At 72.5% G+C, this 22,208-nt stretch carries 18 protein-coding genes; 10 read left to right on the forward strand and 8 right to left on the reverse strand.

Annotated features, from left to right (window positions below):
* Positions 1–43: 43 nt before the first annotated feature.
* From ACIG5F_RS00970 to ACIG5F_RS00980, 3 genes are all read right to left on the reverse strand, one after another.
* Entirely contained in the window at positions 44–3,040 is a 2,997-nt protein-coding gene (locus ACIG5F_RS00970) for a BTAD domain-containing putative transcriptional regulator (RefSeq protein ID WP_396515272.1), read from the reverse strand.
* A gap of 11 nt (positions 3,041–3,051) precedes the next feature.
* Positions 3,052–5,895 carry a GH92 family glycosyl hydrolase gene (locus tag ACIG5F_RS00975; protein ID WP_396515274.1) on the reverse strand — a complete coding sequence of 948 codons (2,844 nt, stop codon included), beginning with the start codon at positions 5,893–5,895 and terminating at the stop codon, positions 3,052–3,054.
* Between the two features lie 132 nt (positions 5,896–6,027).
* Positions 6,028–6,429 (reverse strand): hypothetical protein, encoded by a 402-nt coding sequence (locus ACIG5F_RS00980; RefSeq protein WP_396515276.1) that lies wholly within the window; start codon positions 6,427–6,429, stop codon positions 6,028–6,030.
* 195 nt (positions 6,430–6,624) lie between these two features.
* Here ACIG5F_RS00980 and ACIG5F_RS00985 point away from each other — a divergent pair, with 195 nt between their 5' ends.
* Positions 6,625–9,396: an AfsR/SARP family transcriptional regulator gene (locus ACIG5F_RS00985; protein ID WP_396515278.1), complete on the forward strand. Its 2,772-nt coding sequence runs from the start codon at positions 6,625–6,627 to the stop codon at positions 9,394–9,396.
* Positions 9,397–9,477: 81 nt separating this feature from the next.
* On the opposite strand, the gene ACIG5F_RS00990 is transcribed toward ACIG5F_RS00985, so the two are convergent.
* Positions 9,478–9,951, reverse strand: a complete 474-nt coding sequence (locus ACIG5F_RS00990; RefSeq protein WP_396515280.1) for a GNAT family N-acetyltransferase — start codon at positions 9,949–9,951, stop codon at positions 9,478–9,480.
* Between the two features lie 42 nt (positions 9,952–9,993).
* Here ACIG5F_RS00990 and ACIG5F_RS00995 point away from each other — a divergent pair, with 42 nt between their 5' ends.
* The 3 genes from ACIG5F_RS00995 to ACIG5F_RS01005 all read left to right on the forward strand — a co-directional run bounded on the left by ACIG5F_RS00995 (position 9,994) and on the right by ACIG5F_RS01005 (position 12,448).
* Complete coding sequence (locus ACIG5F_RS00995) at positions 9,994–10,524, forward strand: TetR/AcrR family transcriptional regulator (RefSeq protein ID WP_396515282.1); 531 nt, start codon at positions 9,994–9,996, stop codon at positions 10,522–10,524.
* 49 nt (positions 10,525–10,573) lie between these two features.
* A complete protein-coding gene (locus ACIG5F_RS01000) occupies positions 10,574–11,602 on the forward strand; it encodes a hypothetical protein (RefSeq protein ID WP_396515284.1) in 1,029 nt (342 codons plus the stop codon).
* Positions 11,603–11,689: 87 nt separating this feature from the next.
* Positions 11,690–12,448 (forward strand): isocitrate lyase/phosphoenolpyruvate mutase family protein, encoded by a 759-nt coding sequence (locus tag ACIG5F_RS01005; RefSeq protein ID WP_396515286.1) that lies wholly within the window; start codon positions 11,690–11,692, stop codon positions 12,446–12,448.
* Here ACIG5F_RS01005 and ACIG5F_RS01010 read toward each other — a convergent pair.
* A complete protein-coding gene (locus ACIG5F_RS01010) occupies positions 12,429–13,511 on the reverse strand; it encodes a helix-turn-helix domain-containing protein (RefSeq protein ID WP_396515288.1) in 1,083 nt (360 codons plus the stop codon). The two genes, ACIG5F_RS01005 and ACIG5F_RS01010, sit on opposite strands and share 20 nt — an antisense overlap.
* An 83-nt stretch (positions 13,512–13,594) precedes the next feature.
* Between ACIG5F_RS01010 and ACIG5F_RS01015 the strand changes: the two genes are divergently transcribed.
* From ACIG5F_RS01015 to ACIG5F_RS01030, 4 genes are all read left to right on the forward strand, one after another.
* The gene (locus tag ACIG5F_RS01015) at positions 13,595–14,440 is read left to right on the forward strand and encodes an acyl-CoA thioester hydrolase/BAAT C-terminal domain-containing protein (protein WP_396515290.1); all 846 of its coding nucleotides are present in this window, start codon (positions 13,595–13,597) and stop codon (positions 14,438–14,440) included.
* An 11-nt stretch (positions 14,441–14,451) separates the two neighbouring features.
* Positions 14,452–15,255, forward strand: coding sequence for a DUF3097 domain-containing protein (locus ACIG5F_RS01020; protein WP_396515292.1), 804 nt, complete (start codon positions 14,452–14,454; stop codon positions 15,253–15,255).
* A gap of 67 nt (positions 15,256–15,322) precedes the next feature.
* Entirely contained in the window at positions 15,323–15,754 is a 432-nt protein-coding gene (locus ACIG5F_RS01025; RefSeq protein WP_396515294.1) for an NfeD family protein, read from the forward strand.
* Entirely contained in the window at positions 15,754–16,920 is a 1,167-nt protein-coding gene (locus ACIG5F_RS01030; RefSeq protein ID WP_396515296.1) for an SPFH domain-containing protein, read from the forward strand. Before ACIG5F_RS01025 ends, ACIG5F_RS01030 begins: the two co-directional genes overlap by 1 nt.
* Before the next feature lie 133 nt (positions 16,921–17,053).
* On the opposite strand, the gene ACIG5F_RS01035 is transcribed toward ACIG5F_RS01030, so the two are convergent.
* Positions 17,054–17,830, reverse strand: coding sequence for a class I SAM-dependent methyltransferase (locus ACIG5F_RS01035; protein WP_396515298.1), 777 nt, complete (start codon positions 17,828–17,830; stop codon positions 17,054–17,056).
* Positions 17,831–18,184: 354 nt separating this feature from the next.
* Here ACIG5F_RS01035 and ACIG5F_RS01040 point away from each other — a divergent pair, with 354 nt between their 5' ends.
* Positions 18,185–19,396, forward strand: a complete 1,212-nt coding sequence (locus ACIG5F_RS01040; protein WP_396515300.1) for a hypothetical protein — start codon at positions 18,185–18,187, stop codon at positions 19,394–19,396.
* Positions 19,397–19,477: 81 nt separating this feature from the next.
* On the opposite strand, the gene ACIG5F_RS01045 is transcribed toward ACIG5F_RS01040, so the two are convergent.
* Positions 19,478–19,999: a CGNR zinc finger domain-containing protein gene (locus ACIG5F_RS01045; RefSeq protein ID WP_396515302.1), complete on the reverse strand. Its 522-nt coding sequence runs from the start codon at positions 19,997–19,999 to the stop codon at positions 19,478–19,480.
* Between the two features lie 59 nt (positions 20,000–20,058).
* Here ACIG5F_RS01045 and ACIG5F_RS01050 point away from each other — a divergent pair, with 59 nt between their 5' ends.
* Complete coding sequence (locus ACIG5F_RS01050; RefSeq protein WP_396515304.1) at positions 20,059–21,351, forward strand: MATE family efflux transporter; 1,293 nt, start codon at positions 20,059–20,061, stop codon at positions 21,349–21,351.
* Here ACIG5F_RS01050 and ACIG5F_RS01055 read toward each other — a convergent pair.
* Complete coding sequence (locus ACIG5F_RS01055; protein ID WP_396515306.1) at positions 21,338–22,192, reverse strand: dihydrodipicolinate synthase family protein; 855 nt, start codon at positions 22,190–22,192, stop codon at positions 21,338–21,340. The two genes, ACIG5F_RS01050 and ACIG5F_RS01055, sit on opposite strands and share 14 nt — an antisense overlap.
* Between the last annotated feature and the right edge of the window lie 16 nt (positions 22,193–22,208).

A 22,208-nucleotide genomic window follows, 5' to 3' on the forward strand; every position in this document is an offset into this window, starting at 1 on the left:
GGTCTCAGGCGGAGTCGAGGTCTTCGCGGGACGAACGGGCTGGTCAGCTGGATTGGACGCCGGCGAGGGTGAGGGCTTCGGCGCGGGACAAGGCGAGCCCACGGCGGTGGTCGGCGTCGTGGGAGGGGCCGATGAGGGCGCGGATGCGGGCGATGTGGGTGTCGGCGACGGGCTCGGTGCCGCGGATGACGACGGAGGCGGCGAGCAGGAGGGCGGCCTGGGGGCGGTCGCCTTCCAGAGCGGCGAGGGTGGCGAGGCCCTCGGCGATGTCGGCGGCGGCCAGGAGGAGGCCGGGGGCGGCGGCGAGGAGTTGGGCCCGCAGGGAAGGGATGCGGGAAGGGTCGAGGTGGGCGAGCCCGACGAGCACGGCGCAGTGGACGCCGGAAGCCCCGACGGTGGAGGCGAGGGACGCACCGAGGGCGAGGTCGTAGTGGCGGCGGGCTGCGACGGCGTCACCGGTGAGGCGGGCGATGTCGCCGAGGCCGAGGTGGGCGGCGGCGATGGTCTCGGGGATGCCGGTGCGGCGGGCGAGGGCCTCGGCCCGGGTGTAGTCGGCAAGGGCGCCGGGAAGGTCGCCGGAGCGGAGCAGACGGGAGGCGCGGCGGCAGGTGAGGTCGGCCATGTCCTCCAAGGCCCCGAGCTCGGAGACGAGGGCGATGGCCTCGTCGGTGAGGCGGAGGGCCTCGTCGAAGGAGCCCCGCCACTGGGCAAGCATGGCCAGCGAGTCGACGGCGTTGGAGATGCCCCAGCGGTCGCCGACCGCCCGGTACGAGGCCAGGGAACGTTCGAAGGCCGACAAAGCCGCGGGGATGTCGCCGGCGAACAGGCCGTTCCAGCCGAGGGAGAAGTCCCGAAGGGCCCGCAGCCAGCCGGAGTCGTCGAAGTAGCTCTCGGGCGGGCGCAAGTCGAGGGGCCCGACGGTCAAGGCCCACAGCACGAGGATGGCGGGCAGCCGAGGCGGAGTGGTCTGCACGGAGACGATCCGGCGCGCGGCGGCCATGTGCGGCTGGAGCCAGGCGGCGGTGGCGCCGTGCACGAGGGCGGCGTTGAGCACACAGAGCACGTACTCCTCGGACAGCTCCGCCGGCGGCGTGGTGCCGATGACGTCGAGCAGCGAGGTGGCGATGGGGGCGACCTCGGCCCGTAGCCCACGCAGATACCAGTACGAGGCGAGCTCGCCGGCCAGCCGCAGCGCGGCCGATGGGTCGGTCTGCACGGCCCGGCGAAGGGCGGCGAGCAGGTTGGGGTGCTCGGTGTTGAGCAGCGCGAGCCAGCCCAACTGCTCGGCCTCGCGCAGGTGGGGCTCGGCGGTCTGGGCCAGCTCCAGGAAGTACGCGAGGTGGGCGTCCCGAGCCGCCGTCTCCTCCGCGGTCGTCAGGTGTTCGGCGCAGAAGGCATGGATGGTGTCGAGCATCCGATACCGGCCGTCGGCCACCTCGACCAGGGACTTGTCCACGAGGTCGGCCAGCAGGTCGAGGGTGTCGGGCAGCGCGCAGACGCGTTCGGCGGCGGCGAGGCTGGCTCCGCCGACGAAGACGGTCAGCCGCCGGGCGGCGGCCTGCTCGTCGGGGCTGAGCAGGTCCCAGCTCCAGCCGACGACGGCGTGCAGGGTCTGGTGCCGTTGCGCCTTGGTGCGGTCGCCGCGGGACAGCAGCCGGAACCGGTCGTCCAGCCGGGCGTCGATGTCGGCCAGGGACAGGGTCCGCAGCCGCGCGGCGGCGAGCTCGATGGCCAGGGGCAGCCCGTCCAGCCCGGCGCAGATCCGGTCGACTAGAGGCTCGTCCAGCACGAAGTCGGGGCGCACGGCCCGCGCCCGGTCGGCGAACAGCGTGCGGGCGGCGGAGGCGCTGAGCCGGGTGACGGGGTGGATGGTCTCGCCGGTGATGCCCAGCGCCTCGCGGCTGGTGGCCAGCACCCGCAACTGCGGGCACGCGGCCAGCAGCGTGTGCAGGAGCGCGGCGACTTCGGCGATGACGTGCTCGCAGTTGTCCACGACCAGCAGCAGCGACCGGTCCTCCAGCGCGCCGACGAGGCGCTCGACGATGTCGCCGCTGGGAACGGTCGAGTGCAGCCCGGCGTCGCGCAGCCCAAGCGCGGCGACAACGGCGTGCGCGACCTGGTCGCCGGCAGCCAGTGCGGCCAGATCGACGAAGCAGACCTCGCCGTCCACGATCCCAGCCGCCTCGACGGCCAACCGGGTCTTGCCCGCGCCACCAGGTCCGAGCAGCGTCACGAGCCGGGCGGCGTCGAGCAGCGCGGCGACTTGGTTCCGTTCGTCGGCACGGCCGACGAAGCTGGTCAGCTGGGCCGGCAGTCGGCGGCGGGGTCTGGTGGGCTCGGCGCGCAGCACCGCCAGGTGCATGGAGGCCAGCTCCGGCGAGGGATCGACGCCGAGCTCCTCGGCCAGCAACGCGCGGGCGTCCTCGAACACCTCCAGCGCCTCGGCCGACCGTCCACTGGAGTGCAGGGCCCGCATGAGCAGCGCCCGCGGCCGTTCCCGCAGCGGGTGCCGAGCGATGAGCTGTCGCAGCTCGGGCACGGTGGTGACGTCGTCCAGCGACGCCTCCAGCAGGTCCTCGGTGGCGGTGATCCGCAGTTCATCGAGCCGGGCGCCCTCCTCCGACGGCGCGTCAGCCAGCGCCGGCCCCCGCCACAGGGCCAGAGCCTCCCGCAGCAGCTTGGCCGCCCGCGGGTGATCGCCGCCGGACAGGGCGTGCCGGCCGTCCGCCGCGAGCTGCGCGAACACGTGGGCGTCGACCTCGATGGACGGCACGGCCAGTCGGTAGCCGGTCGGGTGGGCCTCGATCTCGCCGCCCGGCACGACCCGGCGCAGCCGGGACACCTGGGCCTGCAAGGCGTTGAGGGCGTTGGCCGGCGGCTCGTCCCCGTACAGGCCGTCGATGAGCCGCTCGGTGGTGACGATCTGACCGGCGTCCAACGCCAGCAGGGTCAGCAGGGCCCGCACCCGGGGTCCGCCGACGGGCAGCTGCTCCCCGTCGGCGGACCACATCAGGGTCGAACCCAGCACGCCGAACCGCACTGATCCATTATTCAGGAGGCCGACACGGCGAAGATGTGCATCGCCCCCTGGTTGGTCGAGGCCGGCAGGGTGACGCTGCGGACCTGCTTGCCGGCGGTCAGCGCCGCGGGCGTGGTGGCGAACAGGTAGGTCCGCAGGCTGGAGCCGTCGGTGGCGTTCCAGTGGGCCAGGGTCGCGGCCACGGTGTTGCCGGCCTGGGGTGTGGCGACGGCCCAGTCGGTCATGGTGATCGACACCGATGAGGTGGTGCCGTCGGTGTAGGTGACGGTCGCGGCGCCGGTGGCCGGGCCGTTGCTGGCCGAGCCGAGGAACGAGATCCGCGACGCCGACCGTCCGCCCAGGTCGATCACCTGCCCGTTGACCAGCCAGTTGTTCGGCTTGCCGGCGGCCGCCGACGGCCAGGTGAAGCTCATCCCGTTGGCGCTGACCGCGCTGCCGGGGTTGATACCGGCGGCGGCCAGGGCCTGAACCGAGTAGCTGTGGCCGGACGAGTCGAGGTTGGCGGTGGTGGGGCTGCCGTCGGCGGAGGCCCCGATGTTGTTGAAGCCGTTCTGCCCGTCGGAGAACGACGGCGGCGCGTCGCCGGCCCCGCTGCCCCACGAGGTGGGCGAGCCGGTCATGGTGAAGTCGACGGTGCCGCCGCTCGTCACGAACGACTCCGGCAGCCAGGTGCGGGTCTGCCCGACCCCGTTGACCGACAGCGCCGACACGTACTGGTTGCTGTCCGAAGTGGACGGTGCGTTGATCGTGAGCACCCGGCCGTTGTCGCGGGTGATCACGGCCTGGGTGAAGATCGGGCTGGCCACCGTCAGCTCGGCCCGGCCGGTGATCGACGGGTACAGGCCCAGCGCGCCCCAGACATAGCTGGCCGACAGCTCGCCGAGGTCGTCGTTGCCCAGCAACCCGGTGGGGGCGTTGGTGAACAGGCTGGACAGCACCCGGCGGACCAGGGCCTGGGTCTTGCTCGGCGCGCCGACGAAGTCGTACAGGTAGGGCGTGCCGATGGTCGGCTCGTTGGTCAGCCAGGCGTAGGCGCCGTTGACCACGCCGGCGTTGAGCTGGCTGAAGAAGGTGTCCAGCCGCGAGCTCACGGCCGCGTTGCCGCCCATCTTGGCCACCAGCGCGGCGATGTTCTGCGGCACCATCCAGCTGTACTGGGTGCCGGTGCCCTCCACGTACTGGTCGTTGTTGTCGGTGTTGAGGTTGTAGTCGGTGGCGAACTGGCCGTTCTGGTAGCGGGGCGTGATCGACTTGGTGGCCGGGCTGAACAGGTTCTGCCAGTTCTGGGCCCGCTGCATGAAGGCGGCGTAGTTCGCGGTGTCGCCGAGTCGGCCGGCCAGCTGGGCGATGCCGAAGTCGTCGATGGCGTACTCGAGCGTGGTGGCCGCCGGGCCCCACACGTTGCCGGTGCCGCGCGGGATGTAGCCGGTGCCGGCGTACTCGTAGAGGCCGCCGCGGATGGTCCGCGTGGCCGGCAGGGACTGGGTGGCGACCATGCTGGACAGGGCGCCGGCGGCGTCGAAGTTCGTGCCGCCGAAGGAGTAGATGCTGGAGACCACCGACTGTAGCGAGTCGCCGTTCATGATGTTGACGGCCACGTTGGCGTACGGCCAGTTGTACCAGCTGCCGGCCTGGTTGGCGTCGTTGACCAGGGACTGGGCCATGTCGGAGCCGACGCCGGGGAACAGCAGGGTGATCAGCTGGACCTCGGAGCGGTAGACGTCCCAGCCGGAGAAGTTGGCGTACTGGTGGTGGCCGGCGGCGACGGTGTGGGTGGCGCCGTCCATGCCGAGGTACTCGCCGTTGCTGTCGTCGAAGATGTTGGGGTGCAGCAGGGCGTGGTAGAGCGCGGTGTAGAAGACGCTCTGCTGGGTCGCCGAGCCGCCGGTGGTGCGGACCGCGCCGAGCTTGGCCGCCCACACGCTGGCGGCGTTGGCGGCCACGGTGTCGAAGCTGGCCGACGGGTTCTCGGCGGCGACGTTGGCCGTGGCGTTGCCGGTGCGCACGTACGACAGTCCGACCCGGACGGTGACGGTGGAACCGGCCGGGAAGGTCAGGTAGGTGCCGGTGGTCGTGCCCGACGCCGAGGCGCCGCGGGCGGTGACAGTGCCGCCGTTCCAGGTGCCGTAGTTGCTGACGGCCTGGTCGAAGCGGGCCGAGAAGTACACGGTGTAGCTGCCGCCGCCGCAGGTGCCGGTGGTGCGGGCCGAGCCGGTGACGGTGTTGCCGCTGATCGACACCGACGAGGCGCTGGTGCCGTTGGCCGAGCCGCCGGCGTTGATCAGCACCGTGGCGGGGCTGCCGGCCGGGAAGGTGAAGCGGGCCATGCCGGTGCGGGCGGTCGCGGTCAGCTCCACCTTGGCCCCGTTGGCCAGGGTCACGCCGTAGCGGCCGGGGCTGGCGGTCTCGGTGCTGTGGCTGAAGCCCTGCCTGTAGGCGGCGGCGTTGGTCGCGGGGGAGGACGGCAGCGCGCCGCTGCTGGTCAACGCGCCCGTGTACGGCATGAACGGCAGGTCGTGGAAGCCGAACGAGCCCTCGCAGCCGGTGCCGTCGAGGTGGGTGAGGCTGAAGCCGCGGATCTGGTTGGCCGGGTACTCGTAGCCGCCCCAGTTGTCCGCGCCCGACGCGGTGTTGTAGGTGTCGGGGCTGAACTGGACCATGCCGAACGGCGTGGTCGCGCCGGGGAAGGTGTTGCCGTAGCCCTTGCCGAACGGCGGGTAGCTGGCGCTGGGGTTGTTCTGCGTGCCGACGAACGGGTTGACCGAGCCGACCGGGTCGGCGCTCGCCGTCGCCGGCGCCGCGACCAGCACGGACAGGGCTAACAGGACCGAAACGATGAGTGCAGGGGGTCTCATCCGTCACCGCCTTCGCTGACATCGATGTCAGCGGGACGCTACGGCCACTTGATTGGTCTAGACAAGAGCCGAAGGGCGGCCGTCGACGGGCGGGCCGCCTGACCCGCCCGTCGACCTGCGCCCCCGGATGGGTCAGGCGGCCCAGCTCCCGCTGGACTGGGCGTCGGACCGGAAGTCGAACCAGAAGTCGGTGCTGTTGGCGACGTTGGTCGCGATCACGTTCCATTGCCCGCCGGTGGCGAGCTTGTAGGAGCTCTGGCAGTAGTAGCCGCCCGCGTCCGGCAGGAAGCACACCCGGACATAGCGGTTGGTGTTCGGTCTGAGGTTGATGTCGGAGCAGGCACTGGTGGTCGTGAGGTAGCCGGCGCCGGTCGGGTAGGCGAAGCTGCCCGAGGGCTTGGAGTAGGAGTGCGCGTGGTCATAGCAGGCCAGGACACTCGCCGGGCGGGGTTCGGCGTGCGCGGCGGTGGCCGGCAGCAGTCCCGCCCCGGCCAGTGCCGCTCCCGCCAGAATCGCCTTCAGTCGGTGGCTCACAATAAATCCTCCCCTGGGAAAACAACGAGGCACTCAGCCTCGGCGGACGGTGCACAGGTCCGGCACAGACGGCGCACAGACGGGCGCACAGGGATGGCCCGAGCAGCGCTAGAGGAACGCTCGCGGGACTGGGCACACTGGGCGGGCCACGTCCGAATTGGGGGGATCAGCTTGGAGTTTCGACTCCTTGGCCCGATGAAGGTGTGTCACACGGGCGAGCCGGTTGCGACAGGCGGCCGCCGGCAGCGCGCGGTGCTCGCCGCCCTGCTGTTCCACGCCAACTCCGTCGCCTCGGTCGACTATCTGGCCGCATCGGTGTGGGAGAGGCCGCAGGCCGCGTCGAAATCGAATATCCGCACCTATGTCTCCCAATTGCGGCGGACATTTCGCGACTGCGGTGAACCCGACTCCCGTCTGGTCACCGGCTCCGGCGGATACCTGTTGACCGTGCGGCCGTCGGAGCTGGACCTTCAGGTGTTCCGCGATCTCGCCGGGCAGGGTGAGCTGGCGCTGCAGCACCGCGACTTCGCGGCCGCGGCGACACATCTCGGCCACGCGCTCGACCTGTGGAGCGGACAGCCGCTCGCCGGTGAGCCGCTCGCGCCGGGTCTGCGGGCGAAGGTCGTGGGCGTGATGGAGCTGCGCCTGACCGCCGTCGAGCAGCACGCGCGGGCCCGCATCGAACTCGGGCAGCCGCAGTCGGTCATCGGCGACCTGCGGGCGCTGCTCGCCGAGAATCCGCTGCGAGAAGAGCTGTGGGCGCAGCTGATGCTCGCGCTGTACCGGTGCGACCGGCAGGCCGAGGCGCTGGACGCGTTCACCCGCGCCCGCCAGCACCTGGTCGAGGAGCTGGGCATCGAACCCGGCCCCCGCCTGCGACTGCTCCAGCGGGAGATCCTGTCCGGCGGCGCCGGCGCGGACCGGATGCCGACGGGGCCGGTGGGGTCGGACGCGGCCGGCGCGTGGCGGCAGCTGCCGATGGACATCACCGAGTTCACCGGCCGGCACACCGAGCTGAGCACGCTGCGCGCCCTGATCGCCGACGACGACCGCGGCGTGCCGTCGACGGTGGTGATCTCCGCGATCGAGGGCATGGCCGGCGTCGGCAAGACCCGGCTGGCGGTGCACTTCGCCCACGAGATGATCAGCGCCGGCCGCTGTGACGAGATCCAGCTGTGGACCGACCTGCGCGGGTTCGACCCCGAGCACCCGCCCGCCGACCCCGCGTCCGTGCTGGAGAACTTCCTGCGGCTGCTGGGCGTGCCCGGCCACCAGATCCCGCCGGGCCTGGAGTCGCGGGCCGCGCTCTACCGGGATCGCCTCATCGGCAAGCGGGCGCTGATCCTGTTGGACAACGCGGCCCGGGAGGAGCAGGTCCGGCCGCTGCTGCCCGGCGCGGCCGGCAGTGTCGTGTTGATCACCAGCCGCCGCCGGCTGACCGCCCTGGACGGCGCGCACGTCCTGCCGCTGGATGTGCTGCCCGGCGGTCAGGCGATCGCCCTGCTGGCTCGCATCAGCGACGACGGCCGGATCGCCGCCGAACCGGAGGCCGCGGCCACGGTGGTGGAGTTGTGCGGTCGCCTGCCCATCGCGGTCTCCCTGGCCGCCAGGCGACTGCGGAGCCGTCCGTTGTGGACGGTCCGACAGCTGGCCGACCGGCTGGCCCGCGACGAGCACACCCTGGACAGCCTCTCGCCGCACACACACGGCCTGCAGACCATCTTCGACCTGTCCTATCGAGCGGTGCCGGCGCAGCAGCGACGGCTGTTCCGGCTGCTCGGCCTGCACATCGGCGCCGACTTCACCGCCGAGTCGGCGGCCGCGCTGTCCGGCACCCGACCGGAGCACGCCGAACGGCTGCTCGAGGCGCTGCTGGACGAGCACCTGCTGCGGCAGGTCGTCGCGGGCCGGTACTGCTTTCACGACCTCATCAGGCCCTACGCCCGGGATCGGGTGCAGGCCGAGGAAACCACGGTCGAACGCGAGCAGGCGGTACAACGGCTGCTCGCGTGGTATCTGCACACTGCCGAATCGGCTCGCGGCGTGCTGGATCCGCATCGGGTCCGCATCATCGACCTGCATCCGCTGCCGGCGGACTGCGTGGTGTCGGCGTTCCGGGATCACGATGACGGCCTGGCCTGGTTCGAGGCCGAACGGGTCAATCTCGTGGCCGCGGTGCGCGCCGCCGCCCGATGGGGCCTGCCGGCCGTGGCCTGGCAGCTGCCCTGGGTGCTGCTGAGCTTCTTCTACCGGCGCAGCCACTGGCACGACTGGATCGCCACCTACCGGATCGCGCTGGAAGCGACCCGGTCCCTCGGCAAACTGCGTGAGGAAGGCGTCATCTGGCGCGGGCTCGGCGTCGCGCACAGCGATATCCGGGAATTCGACATCGCCATCGACTGCCATCGACGGGCGCAGACGATTCTCGAGGAGACCGGCGACCGGCACGGGCAGGCGTGGAACCTCAACAACCTGGGCGTGGCCTTCGTCGACCTGGATCGATTGCCGGCCGCGGCGGACTGTTTCGGCCGGGCCCTGCCGATGTTCCGGGAAACCGGCGACCGGCAGGGGGTGGGCATCTGCCTGAACAACCTCGGCGACACCCACCGCCGGCTCGGCGCGCCCGCCGTCGCCATCGGCCACCTCCAGGAGGCGCTGGCCGTGCAACGAGACATCGACGACCAGGCCGGCATGCAGTTCACCCTGACCAGTCTCGGCGACGTGCACCGAGATGTCGGGCAGTACGAGATCGCCCTGCGCCACTACCGGGACGCCTTGTCCACGAGCGAACGCATCGCGGACCGACGCGCCGTGGCCCGCACCCTGGCCAATCTCGCGCAGACCTACGACCTGACCGGCGACGCCGACCGTGCGGTCGAGCACCGTCGGCGGGCCTTGGCGATCTTCACCGAGCTCGGGGACACCCAGGCCGACGACATCCGTGTCCTGCTGCGCGGCCGCGACTGACGTCATGAAGGGCCCCATACTGACGTTGAACGTCATGATGGGGCCCTTCATGACGTTCAACGAGAGGTTTGGTCCCTTGATCTAGGCGAGGGCCAGGCGGTAGGTCTGGCCGACGAGGTCGGCGCCGAAGCTGCGATGGGGTTTCTCGTCGACGAGGGTGAAGCCGCGTGCCAGGTAGAGGCGCCGGGCGGCGTCGAGGCAGTCGTTGGTCCACAGCCGCACCCCGCGGAAGCCCTGGGCACGGGCGTGCTCCAGGCACGTGTCGACGAGACGGCCGCCGAGTCCGTGGCCGCGGCCGTCCGGGTGCACGAGCAGGATGCGCAGCACCGCCTCGCCGTCGTCGCCAGCCACACAGAGCACGCAGCCGACGCGGCGGCCGTCCAGCTCGGCGATCCAGCAGGCGTCCCGCTTCGGGTTGATGCCGCCGACGATCTCGGCGACCAGCCGCTCGAAGTCGGTGTCCCAGCCGTACTCGGCGGCGTAGACCTCGCCGTGGGCCTGCACGATCCACCCCAGGTCGCCCGGCCGGCCGGTCGGCCTGATCAGCACGTCCATGATCCCCTCCACTGAAACGACTGTTTCAGTACGATAGCGGCCATGACCGACCGACGCGACGACCTGCTGCGCCAGGCCTACGCCTACGCCCTGGAGCACGGCCTGGCCGACCTGTCGCTGCGCCCGCTGGCCGCGGCGATCGGATCCAGCCCCCGGGTGCTGCTGTTCCTGTTCGGCAGCAAGGACGGCCTGGTCCGCGAGCTGCTGGCCCGGGCCCGCGCCGACGAGCTGGCGCTGGTGGAACGGGTGCGCGGCGGCGGCCTGCCCGAGGTCGCCGAGGCGGTGTGGTCCTGGCTGGCCGCGCCCGAGCACCGGGCGCTGCTGACGCTGTGGCTGGAGGGCTACGGCCGTTCCCTGGTCGCGGGCGACGGCCCGTGGGCGGGGTTCGCCCGAACCACCGTCGAGGACTGGCTGGCCGTGCTCGCCGAGACCGGGGCGGATCCCACGGCGTGCACGCTCGCGCTGGCAGTGCTGCGGGGCGCGCTGCTGGATCTGCTGGCCACCGGCGATGTCGAGCGGACCACCGCGGCGGTGGCCAGCATGCTCCGAGAATTGCCGGTCGCAGGCCGTTGACCACCTGATAGGTTTTGCGACGTTCAGACACTTTTGGGGGGTATTCGCTTTGCGTAGCACAAGCATGTCCATCGGCGCCGTCACCGCGCTGGCCGCATCGCTCCTCGCGGCCGGCACCGCGGCGGCCGCGACCCAGCCGCAGCCGGTGGAGTTGCCGCATCTGACCTCGAACCCGGCCGACGGCGGCGGGGTGCGCGCGGTCAACGACGCCGGCGAGGCCGGTGGCACGGCCCGCACCGCCGACGGTGCGGTGCACGCCGTGCGCTGGGACGCCAGCGGCCGGATCACCGACCTGGGCACTGCCTACGGCTCGGCCTGGAGCAGCGTGTGGGGCATGAACAACGCCGGCGTCGCGGTCGGCGCGCACGACGGCGGCGGCCATCAGAACCCGACCCGCTGGGCGCCCGACGGCACGCCGTCCGATCTGCCGCTGCCGGCGGGCGCGGTGGGCGGGCAGGCGCTGGCCGTCAACAACTCCGGTGTCATCGTGGGCTGGACCAAGGTCGGCGCCGACGACCACGCGCTGCGGTGGGACCCGAACGGCACGGTCACCGACCTGACCGCCGCGGCCGGGGCCACCCGCGCCGACGCGTTCGGCATCAACGACGCCGGCGTGATCGTGGGCAGCGCCGAGGACGGCAAGGCCGAGTTCGGCGACGCGGTGCGCTGGAACCTCGACGGCACCGTCACCAGCCTGGGCACGTTGCAGGGCAACGGAAAGGGCTACGCCACGCCGAGCGGCATCAACGCCGCCGGCACGGTCGTCGGCCAGTCCAACGGCGCCGACGGCCACAGCCACGCGGTGGCGTGGACGGCCGACGGCAAGATCACGCAGCTGGCGGCGCTGGGCGACCCGCACGCCGACAGCCGGGCCACGGCGGTCAACGACGCCGGCGTCATCGTCGGCACCGGCCAGGCGGCCGACTTCTACCAGGTCGGGGCCCGCTGGAACACCGACGGCACGGTCACCGACCTGCGCTTCCTGCCCGGACGGGCCGGCAGCGCCGCCTACGACGTGAACTCCGCCGGCCTGATCGGCGGCGACTGCAACGCCGTGCCCACCAAGTGGATCGGATGATCATGTCCGAATCCGGCCAGACCTGAGGCCGGTGGCTTGGAATCCTCGTCTGGACAGGGAAAACGTGTCCGGAAGGGGATTGTCGAGATGAACGCGCTGCGTGAGCTGCCGCGGCCGCTGGTGCTGCCCAACGCCTGGGACCCGGCGTCCGCGGCGGCCATCCAGGCCGCCGGGGCCAAGGCCATCGCCACCACCAGCGGCGGGGTGGCGTGGTCGCGGGGCGTGCCCGACGCCGGCGGCCTCGGGCGGACCGTCGCGCTGGAGGCGCTGCGGCGCATCGTGCGGGCGGTGACCGTGCCGGTGTCCGCCGACATCGAAGGCGGTTACGGCGACACTCCCGACGAGGTCGCGTGGACGGTCGCCGAGGTGGCCTCGGCCGGGGCGCTCGGGGTGAACATCGAGGACAGCGCCGGCGGCGCGCTGCTGGACGTGTCGGCCCAGGCCGAGCGTCTGGCCGCGGCCCGGGGCGCCGGGGACCTGGTGATCAACGCCCGCACCGACACCTTCCTGATGGGATCGGGCGACGTGGACGAGACGCTGGCCCGGGCCGAGCGGTACGCGGCCGCCGGCGCGGACTCGCTGTTCGTGCCGGGCGTAGTCGACCCGGCAGTCATCAAGGTGTTGGTGGACGGGCCGTTGCCGCTCAACGTGATGGCGCATCCGGGCGCGCCGACGGTCGCCGAGCTGGCGGCGTTGGGCGTGGCGCGGATCAGTGTCGGCACCGGCATCGCCCAGGCCGCGTACGGGTTGGCTGCGGCGGCGGCGCGGGAGCTGGTGACCGCCGGCACCTACGACTCGCTGGCCGACGGCCTGTCGTACGGGGAGCTCAACGACCTGTTGCGGTGAGCCGGCGGGCGATGCGCTGAGCGGCCGGCGCTGGCACGCCGGCCGCCACCAGCTCGGCCGGCGAGGCCTCCTCCAGGCGGAGCCGGCCGTCCAGCACCGCGCGGGCCAGGTCGCCCACGACGCCCGGTTCGGCGGCCAGCGGCTCGGCGGCGGGAAAGGCATGTGTGAGCCCGAATCCGAGCCCGGCGACCGGGGCGCCGTGCCGGCGGACCAGCGCGGCGGTGTCCTCGGCGACGGCATTGACGGCGATCTCCAGCGGGGCCCACGCGCCCGGCGTCCCGGAGTCGATCCCGACCAGCCGCGCCGCCCGCTCGACGACGTGGATCACGCCCTCCCAGTGCGGCAGATGAGCCCGCAGCAGCAGGTGGTCGGCCCCGCCCGGGCCGATCTCCAGCAGGCCCGGGTCCCCGTCCAGGGTGATCGTCCGCCGGTACGTGTCGTCCACAATGGACTCCACACCCGGCACCTCCCCGGCTCGCAACTCCGCCAGCACCGCCGGCCAGTCGTAGGACGGCGCGAACGGCAGCCGCAGCGGCAGGCCGCCGTCGGCGACCAGCCGGTCGGCCTTGCGGCGGCGGGCCCGCAGCTCGCCGGGCGCGGCCTTGAACACCTCCCGCATGGCCCGGTTGAACTGGCGCAGGCTGCCGAAGCCGGAGGCGAACGCCACCTCGGCGATGCCCAGGTCGCTGTCGTCGAGCAGCCGGCGGGCGAAGTGGGCGCGGCGGGAGCGGGCGAAGCCGTCCGGGGTGACGCCGAGGTGGTCGCGGAACAGCCGTCGCAGGTGCCGGGCCGACAGGCCCAGTCGGGCCCCGACCGCGTCCTCGGTCGCCCCGTCCAGCATCCCGTCGATGATCAGCCGAACGGCCCGGCAAACGAGCTCCGGCGCGTCGTCGGGGACCGTGCCGGCCACGCGGTAGGGCCGGCAGCGCAGGCAGGCGCGGTAGCCGGCCGCCTCGGCCGAGGCGGCCAGTTCGAAGGTGCGGACGTTCTCCGCGAGAGGTTTGGCGCCGCAGCCGGGCCGGCAGTAGATGCCGGTCGTGCGCACGGCCGAATACGTCGTCACCCTCTCCATGGTCGGCCGGGGTCTGACAGTTTCGGTCCGGGGGCCGATGATCGGCCGGTTGCCGGACCCGGGAGACTCGGGTGGTGACGGAGAGCCTGCTGCTGACCCAGCCCGTGTCCGCGCCCGGGGTGCTGCTGCTCGGCGGGGCCGAGGGCGGCCTGCACGAACGGGACGCGCGGGCGCTGCACGCCGAGGGCTACAACGTGCTGGCGTTGGCCTACTTCGGGTTGCCGTCGCTGCCGCCGGGGCTGGTGGAGATCCCGTTGGAGTACTTCTTCGCCGCGGTGGACAAGATCGCCTCGTTGTCCACGGGCAGGATCGGCGTGGTCGGCGGGTCGCGGGGTGGGGAGGCGGCGCTGCTGATCGGCGCGCATGACCGACGGGTCGGGGCCGTGGTCAGTGTGGCCGGCGGCGGTCTGCTGACCCAGGGCGTCGACTACCGCGCCGGCGGGCTGCTGGACATCCTCGACACGCCGGCGGCGTCGTGGACGCTGCGCCGCAAGCCGTTGGACTACCTGCCATATCAGGTACGGGACGAGCTGCGGGAGCAGGTCGCCCAGGGCGAGCCGGTGCGGCTGCGGCTGGCGTTCCCGGACGTGCCGGCCGATGTGGCGCGGTACCGGATCCCGGTGGAGCGCATCGACGGCCCGGTGTTGATGCTGTGCGGCAGCGACGACCAGAACTGGCCGTCGGTGGCCTACAGCCAGGCCGCCGCCGACGGGGCCGACAACGTGGAGCTGCGGATCTACGAGGGCGCGGGGCATCCGCTCAACGGCCCGCCCGGGCAGCCCTACACCGACACGCTCTCGCCGGGGCCGGGTGTCCTGTTCGAGATGGGCGGCACGCCGGAGGTCAACACCAAGGCGCGGGCGGCGGCGTGGTCCGCCACGCTGGAGTTCCTCCAAGAGAACACCGGCATCACCCGATAGGGTCCGGCGCTGTGCGTTCCCACGACTACGGCCGCGACGTGCTGGCCGGACCGAAGAAGCGCCGGGAGATCCCGGAGGTGGCGGCCGAGCCGGGGGTGGTGGTCGAGGATGCGGCGTCCGGGTTCTGCGGCGCGGTGGTCCGGTTCGAAGCCGGGAACGTGGTGCTGGAGGACCGGCACGGCCGGCACCGCCTGTTCCCGCTGACCCCGGCCGGGTTCCTGATCGACGGCCGCCCGGTCACCCTCGTCCGTCCGCAGGCAGCCCCGACTCGGCGGTTGTCGGCGTCCGGGTCGGTGAAGGTCGAGGGCCTGCGGGCGCGCACCGCGCGGGACAGCCGGATCTGGGTCGAGGGCCTGCACGACGCGACGCTGGTGGAGCGGGTGTGGGGTCACGACCTGCGGGTCGAGGGCGTGGTGGTGGAGCCGCTGGACGGCGTGGACGTGCTGGCCGACCGGATCGAGGAGTTCGGCACCGGGCCCGGTCGCCGGCTGGGCGTGCTGGTCGACCACCTGGTCGAGGGGTCCAAGGAGTCGCGGCTGGTGTCGTCGATCCGGGACGAGCACGTGCTGGTGACCGGGCACCCCTACGTCGACATCTGGCAGGCGGTCAAGCCGGCCTCGGTCGGCATCCGGGCCTGGCCGGCCGTGCCGCGCGGGATCCCGTGGAAGGAAGGCATCTGCGAGACGCTGGGCTGGGGCGAGCCGGCCGAGGGCTGGCGGCGGGTGCTGGCCGGCGTGTCGGGCTTCCGCGACCTGGAGACGCCGCTGCTGGGGGCGGTGGAACGGTTGATCGACTTCGTGACCGAGCCGACCTAGGTCACGCGCGGGTCACGTGCGGGGCGGTCGCCCGATGGTGTCGCGTCGACCGTGCCACGATGGAGGCATGGCCGCTGTGCTGTGGCTCCTGTTCGGCGTCGCGCTGGTGCTCGCCGAGGTCCTGTCCGGGGATTTCGTCCTCGTGATGCTGGGCGTCGGGGGGCTGGCGGCGGCGCTGGCCGACGTGGTCGGGGGCAGTCTGCTGGCCGACGCCATCGTGTTCGCGGCGACCACCCTGGTCGGGTTGTTCGCGGTCCGGCCGATCCTGCGCAGCCGGCTGATGGCGGGCGGCCACGACCACCGGACGGGGATCGAGGCGCTCAAGGGTGTTCAGGCCGTGGTGGTCTCGACCGTCGACGAGCACGACGGGCGGGTCCGCATCAACGGCGAGGTGTGGTCGGCTCGGACCTTCGAGCCGACCCAGCGGTTGGAGCCGGGCCGCCAGGTGATCGTCATGGACATCTCGGGAGCGACGGCAATCGTGTGGGCGGAGAACTGATGGAGGCAGCGACAGTGACCACGATCATCGTCGTGATCGTCATCATCCTGGTGGTGTTGACGATCGCGGTGAAGTCCGTGCTGATCATCCCGCAGGCGCAGGCTGCGGTGATCGAGCGGCTCGGCCGGTACCGGGCGACCGCGACGCCCGGGCCGAAGCTGCTGATGCCGTTCCTGGACCGGGTGCGGGCCCGCATCGACCTGCGGGAGCAGGTGGTGTCCTTCCCGCCGCAGCCGGTGATCACCGAGGACAACCTGACGGTCTCCATCGACACGGTCGTCTACTTCCAGGTGACCGACCCGCGGGCGGCGGTCTACGAGATCTCCAACTACATCGTCGGTGTGGAGCAGCTGACCACCACGACGCTGCGCAACGTGGTCGGCGGCATGAGCCTGGAGCAGACGCTGACCTCCCGCGACTCGATCAACAACCAGCTGCGCGGGGTGCTGGACGAGGCGACCGGCCGGTGGGGCATCCGGGTGGCCCGGGTGGAGCTCAAGGCGATCGACCCGCCGCCGTCCATCCAGGACTCGATGGAGAAGCAGATGCGCGCCGACCGGGAGAAGCGCGCGATGATCCTGACCGCCGAGGGCCAGCGGGAGTCGGCGATCAAGACGGCCGAGGGCCAGAAGCAGGGCCAGATCCTGGCGGCCGAGGGCGCCAAGCAGGCGGCGATCCTGGCCGCCGAGGCCGACCGGCAGTCCCGGATCCTGCGGGCCGAGGGCGAGCGGGCGGCCCGCTACCTTCAGGCGCAGGGTCAGGCCAAGGCGATCGAGAAGGTGTTCGCGGCGATCAAGGCGGGCCGGCCGACGCCGGAGGTGCTTGCCTACCAGTACTTGCAGACGCTGCCGCAGATGGCGCAGGGCGACGCCAACAAGGTGTGGCTGGTGCCGACCGACTACGGCAAGGCCCTGGAGGGCTTCGCCCGGCTGCTGGGCGCGCCCGGCGAGGACGGCGTGTTCCGCTACGAGCCGCCGGCTCCGGACACCGCCGCGCCCGCGCCGGAGGAGATGGACGAGACGGTGGCCAACTGGTTCGACCCGCCGGCCGAGACCGAGGCCACGCACGCGGTGCGGGCCGCGGAGAAGGCGGCGGCCGAGATCACCTCGGACGAGCCCGGGCCCAACGCCGGTTACACCGAGTTGTCGGACGGTCCGCGGGCCTGAGAGACGACGGAGCCCCCGGACCCGCGTGGGGTCCGGGGGCTCCGCATTTCACCGATTTCGCTTCCGGTTCGCCCTGCCGGCCGCGTGAAAAGCGTTTCGTGAGATTTTCGGCACACTGACCGTGGGTGCGCGACTACGTGTCGACGCGCTCCAGGACGAGCAGGTCCGCCGTTTGGATTACCGGCTCGGGCGGCGTGCCTTCCGCCGCGGCGGCGGCCCGCGCCATCGCCGCCATGCCGGTGGCGATCTCCTCTTCCGACATATGCTGCAACGTCGAAAAGGAGCGGTGTCGAAATCGTTCGAAATAGGCCGGCAGGCTGGCCGCGACCTGCTGGTCGACCTGGTCGAGGCCGACGTAGGCCAGGCCGGCCTCGGCGAACTGCGCGATGACCTCGTCCAGTCGGGGGAACACCAGGTCGTCCACTTCGCGGGCGCGGGCGAAGTAGCGGTACCACACGTGGTCGTGCATCTGGCCGGAGAAGCCGCTGTGCACGCACAGCCGGGCGCCGGGCCGCAGCACCCTGGCCAGTTCCTTGACGCCGAGCATGCGGTGTTCGACGTGGTGCAGGACCAGGAACAGGACCGCCAGGTCGCAGCTGTGGTCGGGCAGCGGGATGGCCTCGGCCCGGCCGTCCAGATAGGTGACGGCCGGGTGCGGGTGGACGGCGGCGGCGACCTCCCGCATCCGGGCCGAGGGTTCTACGCCGTACACCGGGCCGCCGAACGTGTCGGCGATGGCGTCGCTGAACCGGCCGGTGCCCGAGCCCAGGTCCAGCACGGTCAGCGGGCGGTGTTCGGGGGCGTTGCGCGCCAGGGCGGCCATCCACGTGGCGACGGTCTCGGGCGGCAGCGCGCGTCCTCGTTCGTAGACTGCGTGCAGCCCCTCGTCGTAATCCACGCGAATATGCATGGAACAACCCTAGAGATGCCCATATGCGGCCGCACTGCTCCGGACGAGTGATAAGGCGCAATTGGTTGCGTGCGCTTCACCTTCGTGACCGAACGGCAACAATTGACAGTTCTTGGTCCCCCGAAAAACGCGTCACGATCGGCTCACGCGTGCTATCGATGGGTGCCGGCCAATTCGGTGGGCCACTGGGCGGGCGCGGCCACCGTCGGTCACTCCCAGCGGCCTTTCGCGTCCGGGCGGTGACCGCGCTGCTCCGAACGGTTCTTCCGCGTTCACCTGCCGTGTGATGTGGGGTTTGATTGTGCGGTGATCAGCGGCCAACCCGGTGGCGCCGGGGCGGAGGGTGGGGACGCGGTGCGCACGCGCGTCGCCGTGGAGGCCGCGCTCACCGGCGGTGACGATCCGGGGCAGGCGCTGTCGGAGGTGGTCGCGGCGCTGGAGGGTCTGGTGCGGGCGGCCAAGGTCACCGACGCCGTCGAGCTGGCCGAGTACGTGGTGGAGTCGTTGGCCTCGGCGCTGGCGCGGCTGCCGGAGCGGGTGACGGTGTTGCGGGAGCTGGCCGACCGGGCGTTGGCCGCGCACGCCACGGCGTGCCGGCTGCACCAGGGCGATCCGCTGCGGCTGGCCCGGTGGCTGCTGTCGTTGCAGGTGGAGCATCCCGAGGGGCCGCAGGTCCAGTTGACCGACTACGCCGGCGCGCTGGGCGCGGCCGGGCTGGCGGCCTACCGGGAGGCGGCCGAGGCTCTGTGCGTGGCGTTGCCGGTGTTGGAGTTCGCGCAGCGGCCGGTGTTCGACCGGCGCCGGTGGGCGGTGCTGCGCGTGGCCGAGGACCTGGCCGAGCATCTGGGCGACGTGGACCTGCACGTGACGGCGCTGGCCAAGGACCTGTCCTCGGGCTGGCACTACCTGCGCATCGCCACGCTGCTACAGGAGGCCGGGCGGTCCGAGCAGGTGCTGGAGTGGGTGGGGCGCGGGCTGACCGCCAGCGGCTGGCGCGGGGTCGCCTCGCGGCTGGTCGACGTGGCCGTGGACGAGTGCGTGCGGATGGGCTGGTTCGACCGCGCGGTGTCGATGCGGATGCGGATCTTCAGCAACCAGCCGGCGATGGACACCTACCTGCGGCTGCGCACCGTGGCCGAGCACGCCGGCAGCTGGCCCGAGCAGCGCGACCTGGTGCTGCGGCGGCTGGCCGAAGGCTCCGGCGACGTGGCCGTGAACTCCGTGCTGGTCCGGGTGCTCATCCACGACGAGCAGCCCGAGGCCGCGTGGCAGACCGCCGTCGCCCACGGCTGCACCGACGAGGTGTGGGCCGAGCTGGCCCGCGTGCGCTCCGCCGACCACCCCGGCGACGCCATCGCGGTGTACCGCGGCCTGGTGGAGCAGGCGTTGGACGACGACACCCACGCCCACAACGAGGCCCTCGTGGTCGAGTTGCTGGCCCAGCTGCGCACCCTGTTCACGCGCACCGGCCGCCAGGACGCCTTCAACTCCTACCTGGACGGCGTCAAGGGCCGCCACATCGCCGACCGCCAGCTCCTCGACGAACTCACCAAACGCGGCCTCTGACCCTCGTTTTTGTGTCATGAAGGGCCCCATCCTGACGTTCAACGTCAGGATGGGGCCCTTCATGACATCGGACCGGGGTGGTCAGTCGCGTTGGCGGGAGCGGAAGGCGGCGACGTGGACGCGGTTGGCGCAGCGGGCCGAGCAGAACCGCTTGGCGCGGTTGGTGGAGGTGTCGAGGAAGAAGTTGCCGCAGTCCTCGGCGGCGCAGCGGCCCCAGCGCTCGAGTCCGTAGTGGACGATGCCCTGGGCGATGCCCCAGGCCGCGGCGGCGGCGACCTCGGTGGCGGGCGGCTGGCCGGGGTCGGCCACGTGGACGTGCCAGTTCTGCTTCTCGTCGTGGCCGGAGGACAGCTGCGGCCGTAGCGGGTGCGCGGACAGCAGGGCGTTGGCCTCGGCCTGCACGCCGTGGCGGTCGGCGGCGACGGCGGCGGCCAGGACGCGGCGCAGGCCCTCGGCGACCGGTCGCAGCGCGAGCAGGTCGCGGTCCTCGGTGCGCTCGGCCCACCACGGCTCCTCGTAGAGGGCCGCGCGGAGGTCCTCGACTTCGGCCAGGTCGGCGTTGGCCAGCCGCAGAGCGACGTCCAGGTAAGCAGCGTTGTCCACGAGCGGACCTTACCGTAGGCTCCGGCCGTCAGGGGTCAAAGCGGAGAGGAGTCATTACCGTGCGGGTGCTGAGACTGGCCGTGCCGGCGCTGGGCGTGCTCGCCGCCGAACCCCTGTACCTGCTCGTGGACACGGCCGTGGTCGGCCACCTGGGCGCGGTGCAGCTGGCCGGGCTGTCGGTCGGGTCGGTGGTGTTGTCGCAGGTCGCGCAGCAGATGACCTTCCTGAGCTTCGGCACAACGGCCCGGGCCGCGCGTCTGCACGGGGCCGGTCGGCGGGCCGACGCGGTAGCCGAGGGCGTGCAGGCGACGTGGGTGGCGGTGCTGGCCGGGCTGGTGCTGCTCGGTCTGGGGCAGCTGCTGGCGGCGCCGGTCGCCGGGTTGCTGGCCGGGTCGGCGGAGTCGGCGGCGGCCGCGGTGGGGTGGTTGCGGATCGCGCTGTTCGGGGCGCCGCTGGTGCTGATCACCATGGCCGGCAACGGGTGGATGCGGGGCGTGCAGGACATGCGCCGGCCGCTGCGTTTCGTGTTGGCGGGCAACGGGATCTCGGCGGTGCTGTGTCCGGTGCTGGTCTACGGGCTCGGGTGGGGGTTGAACGGCTCGGCCATCGCCAACGTGCTGGCGCAGCTGATCTCCGCCGGCCTGTTCGTGTGGGCGCTGCGCGCGGAGGGGGTGTCGCTGCGGCCGGCGCCGTCCCGGCTGCGGGCGCAGCTGTCCTTCGGACGTGAGGTGGCGATCATGGGGTTGGCGTTTCAGGCGTGTTGGGTGTCCGGCACGGCCGTCGCCGCCCACACCTCGGCCGCGGCGGTCGGCGCGCACCAGATCGTGTTCCAGCTGTGGATGTTCCTCGCCTTTGTGCTGGACGCGCTGGCCATCGCCGCGCAGGCCCTGGTCGGCTCGGCGCTGGGGGCCGGCGACCGTTCCAGCGCGTCCGCCGTGGCCTGGCAGGTCACTCGCTACGGCCTGGTGTTCGGCCTGGCCCTGGCCGCGCTGTTCGCCGCCCTGGCCCCGGTCCTGCCGCACCTGTTCACCAGCGACCCGGCGGTGCTGGCCCAGATCCCGCGGGCCTGGTGGTTCTTCGTCGCCCTGCAACCGGTCGGCGGCGTCGTGTTCGTGCTTGACGGCGTCCTGCTCGGGGCCGGCGACGCCCGGTTCCTACGCACGGCCAACGCCCTGGCGGCGTTCCTCGGCTTCCTGCCGGTGGCGTGGGCGTCGCTGGCCTTGGGCTGGGGCTTGGTCGGCATCTGGTGCGCGTTCACGGTGTTCGTGCTGGTCCGGCTGGGCAACAACCTCGCGCGCCTGCGGTCGGGGCGGTGGGCGGTCACGGGCGCGGAGTTGGCTAGAGCAGCGTGAGCGCCGTGGCCACCGACTGCTCGCTGGCCGGCAGCAGCGGCAGGCGGACGTCGGGTGTGGGGATGCGGCCCTGGGCGTGCAGCACGCCCTTGAGCACCGTGGGGTTGGGCTCGGCGAACAGCGCCGACGCGAGGCGGGCCAGGGCGTGGCCGAGCGGGCGGGCGGTGTCCACGTCCCCCTTCTGCCACGCCGACACGAGCTGCGTGAAGCGGTCGGTGGCCAGGTGTGCCGACGCCGTGATGCCGCCGCGCGCGCCGAGGGCCAGCATTGGCGACAGGTAGGCGTCGTCCCCGGCGAACACGGCGAAGTCGGGGTCGCAGCCGCCGAGTAGCGCGACGGCGTCCTCGGTCATGCCGCTGGCGACCTTCGCGCCGACGACGTTGGGCAGTCGGCTGAGCTGGAGCAGCGTGGCGCCGCTGAGCGGCTGGGCCGTGCGGTGCGGCACGTGGTAGACGAGCAGCGGCACGGGGCTGTCGGCGGCCAGGCGCGTGAAGTGGGCGATGACGCCGGCCTCGCCGGGGCGCACGTAGTACGGCACCGGCACCAGCGCGGCGTCGATGCCTGGGTGCGCGGCCAGCGCGGCGGCGCTGGAGCGGGTGTCGGCCCCGCCGACGCCGAGGACCAGCGCGGCGCCGTGGTCGCGGCACACCCGCGTGCAGACATCGAGCACCAGCCGGCGCTCGTCGGCGTCCAGGGCAAAGGCCTCGGCGGTGGTGCCCAGCGCGACGAGGCCGGTCGCGCCGTCGGTCAGCGTCTGGTCGGCCAGGGCCGCCAGCGCGTCGGCGGCCACGCTGCCGTCCGCGGCGAACGGGGTGATCAGGGGGAGCAGGATGCCGTCCATGCCTCCAGCGTGCCGA

It is taken from the genome of Kutzneria sp. NPDC052558 (assembly GCF_044547355.1).
In the GTDB taxonomy this organism is placed as follows: domain Bacteria; phylum Actinomycetota; class Actinomycetes; order Mycobacteriales; family Pseudonocardiaceae; genus Kutzneria.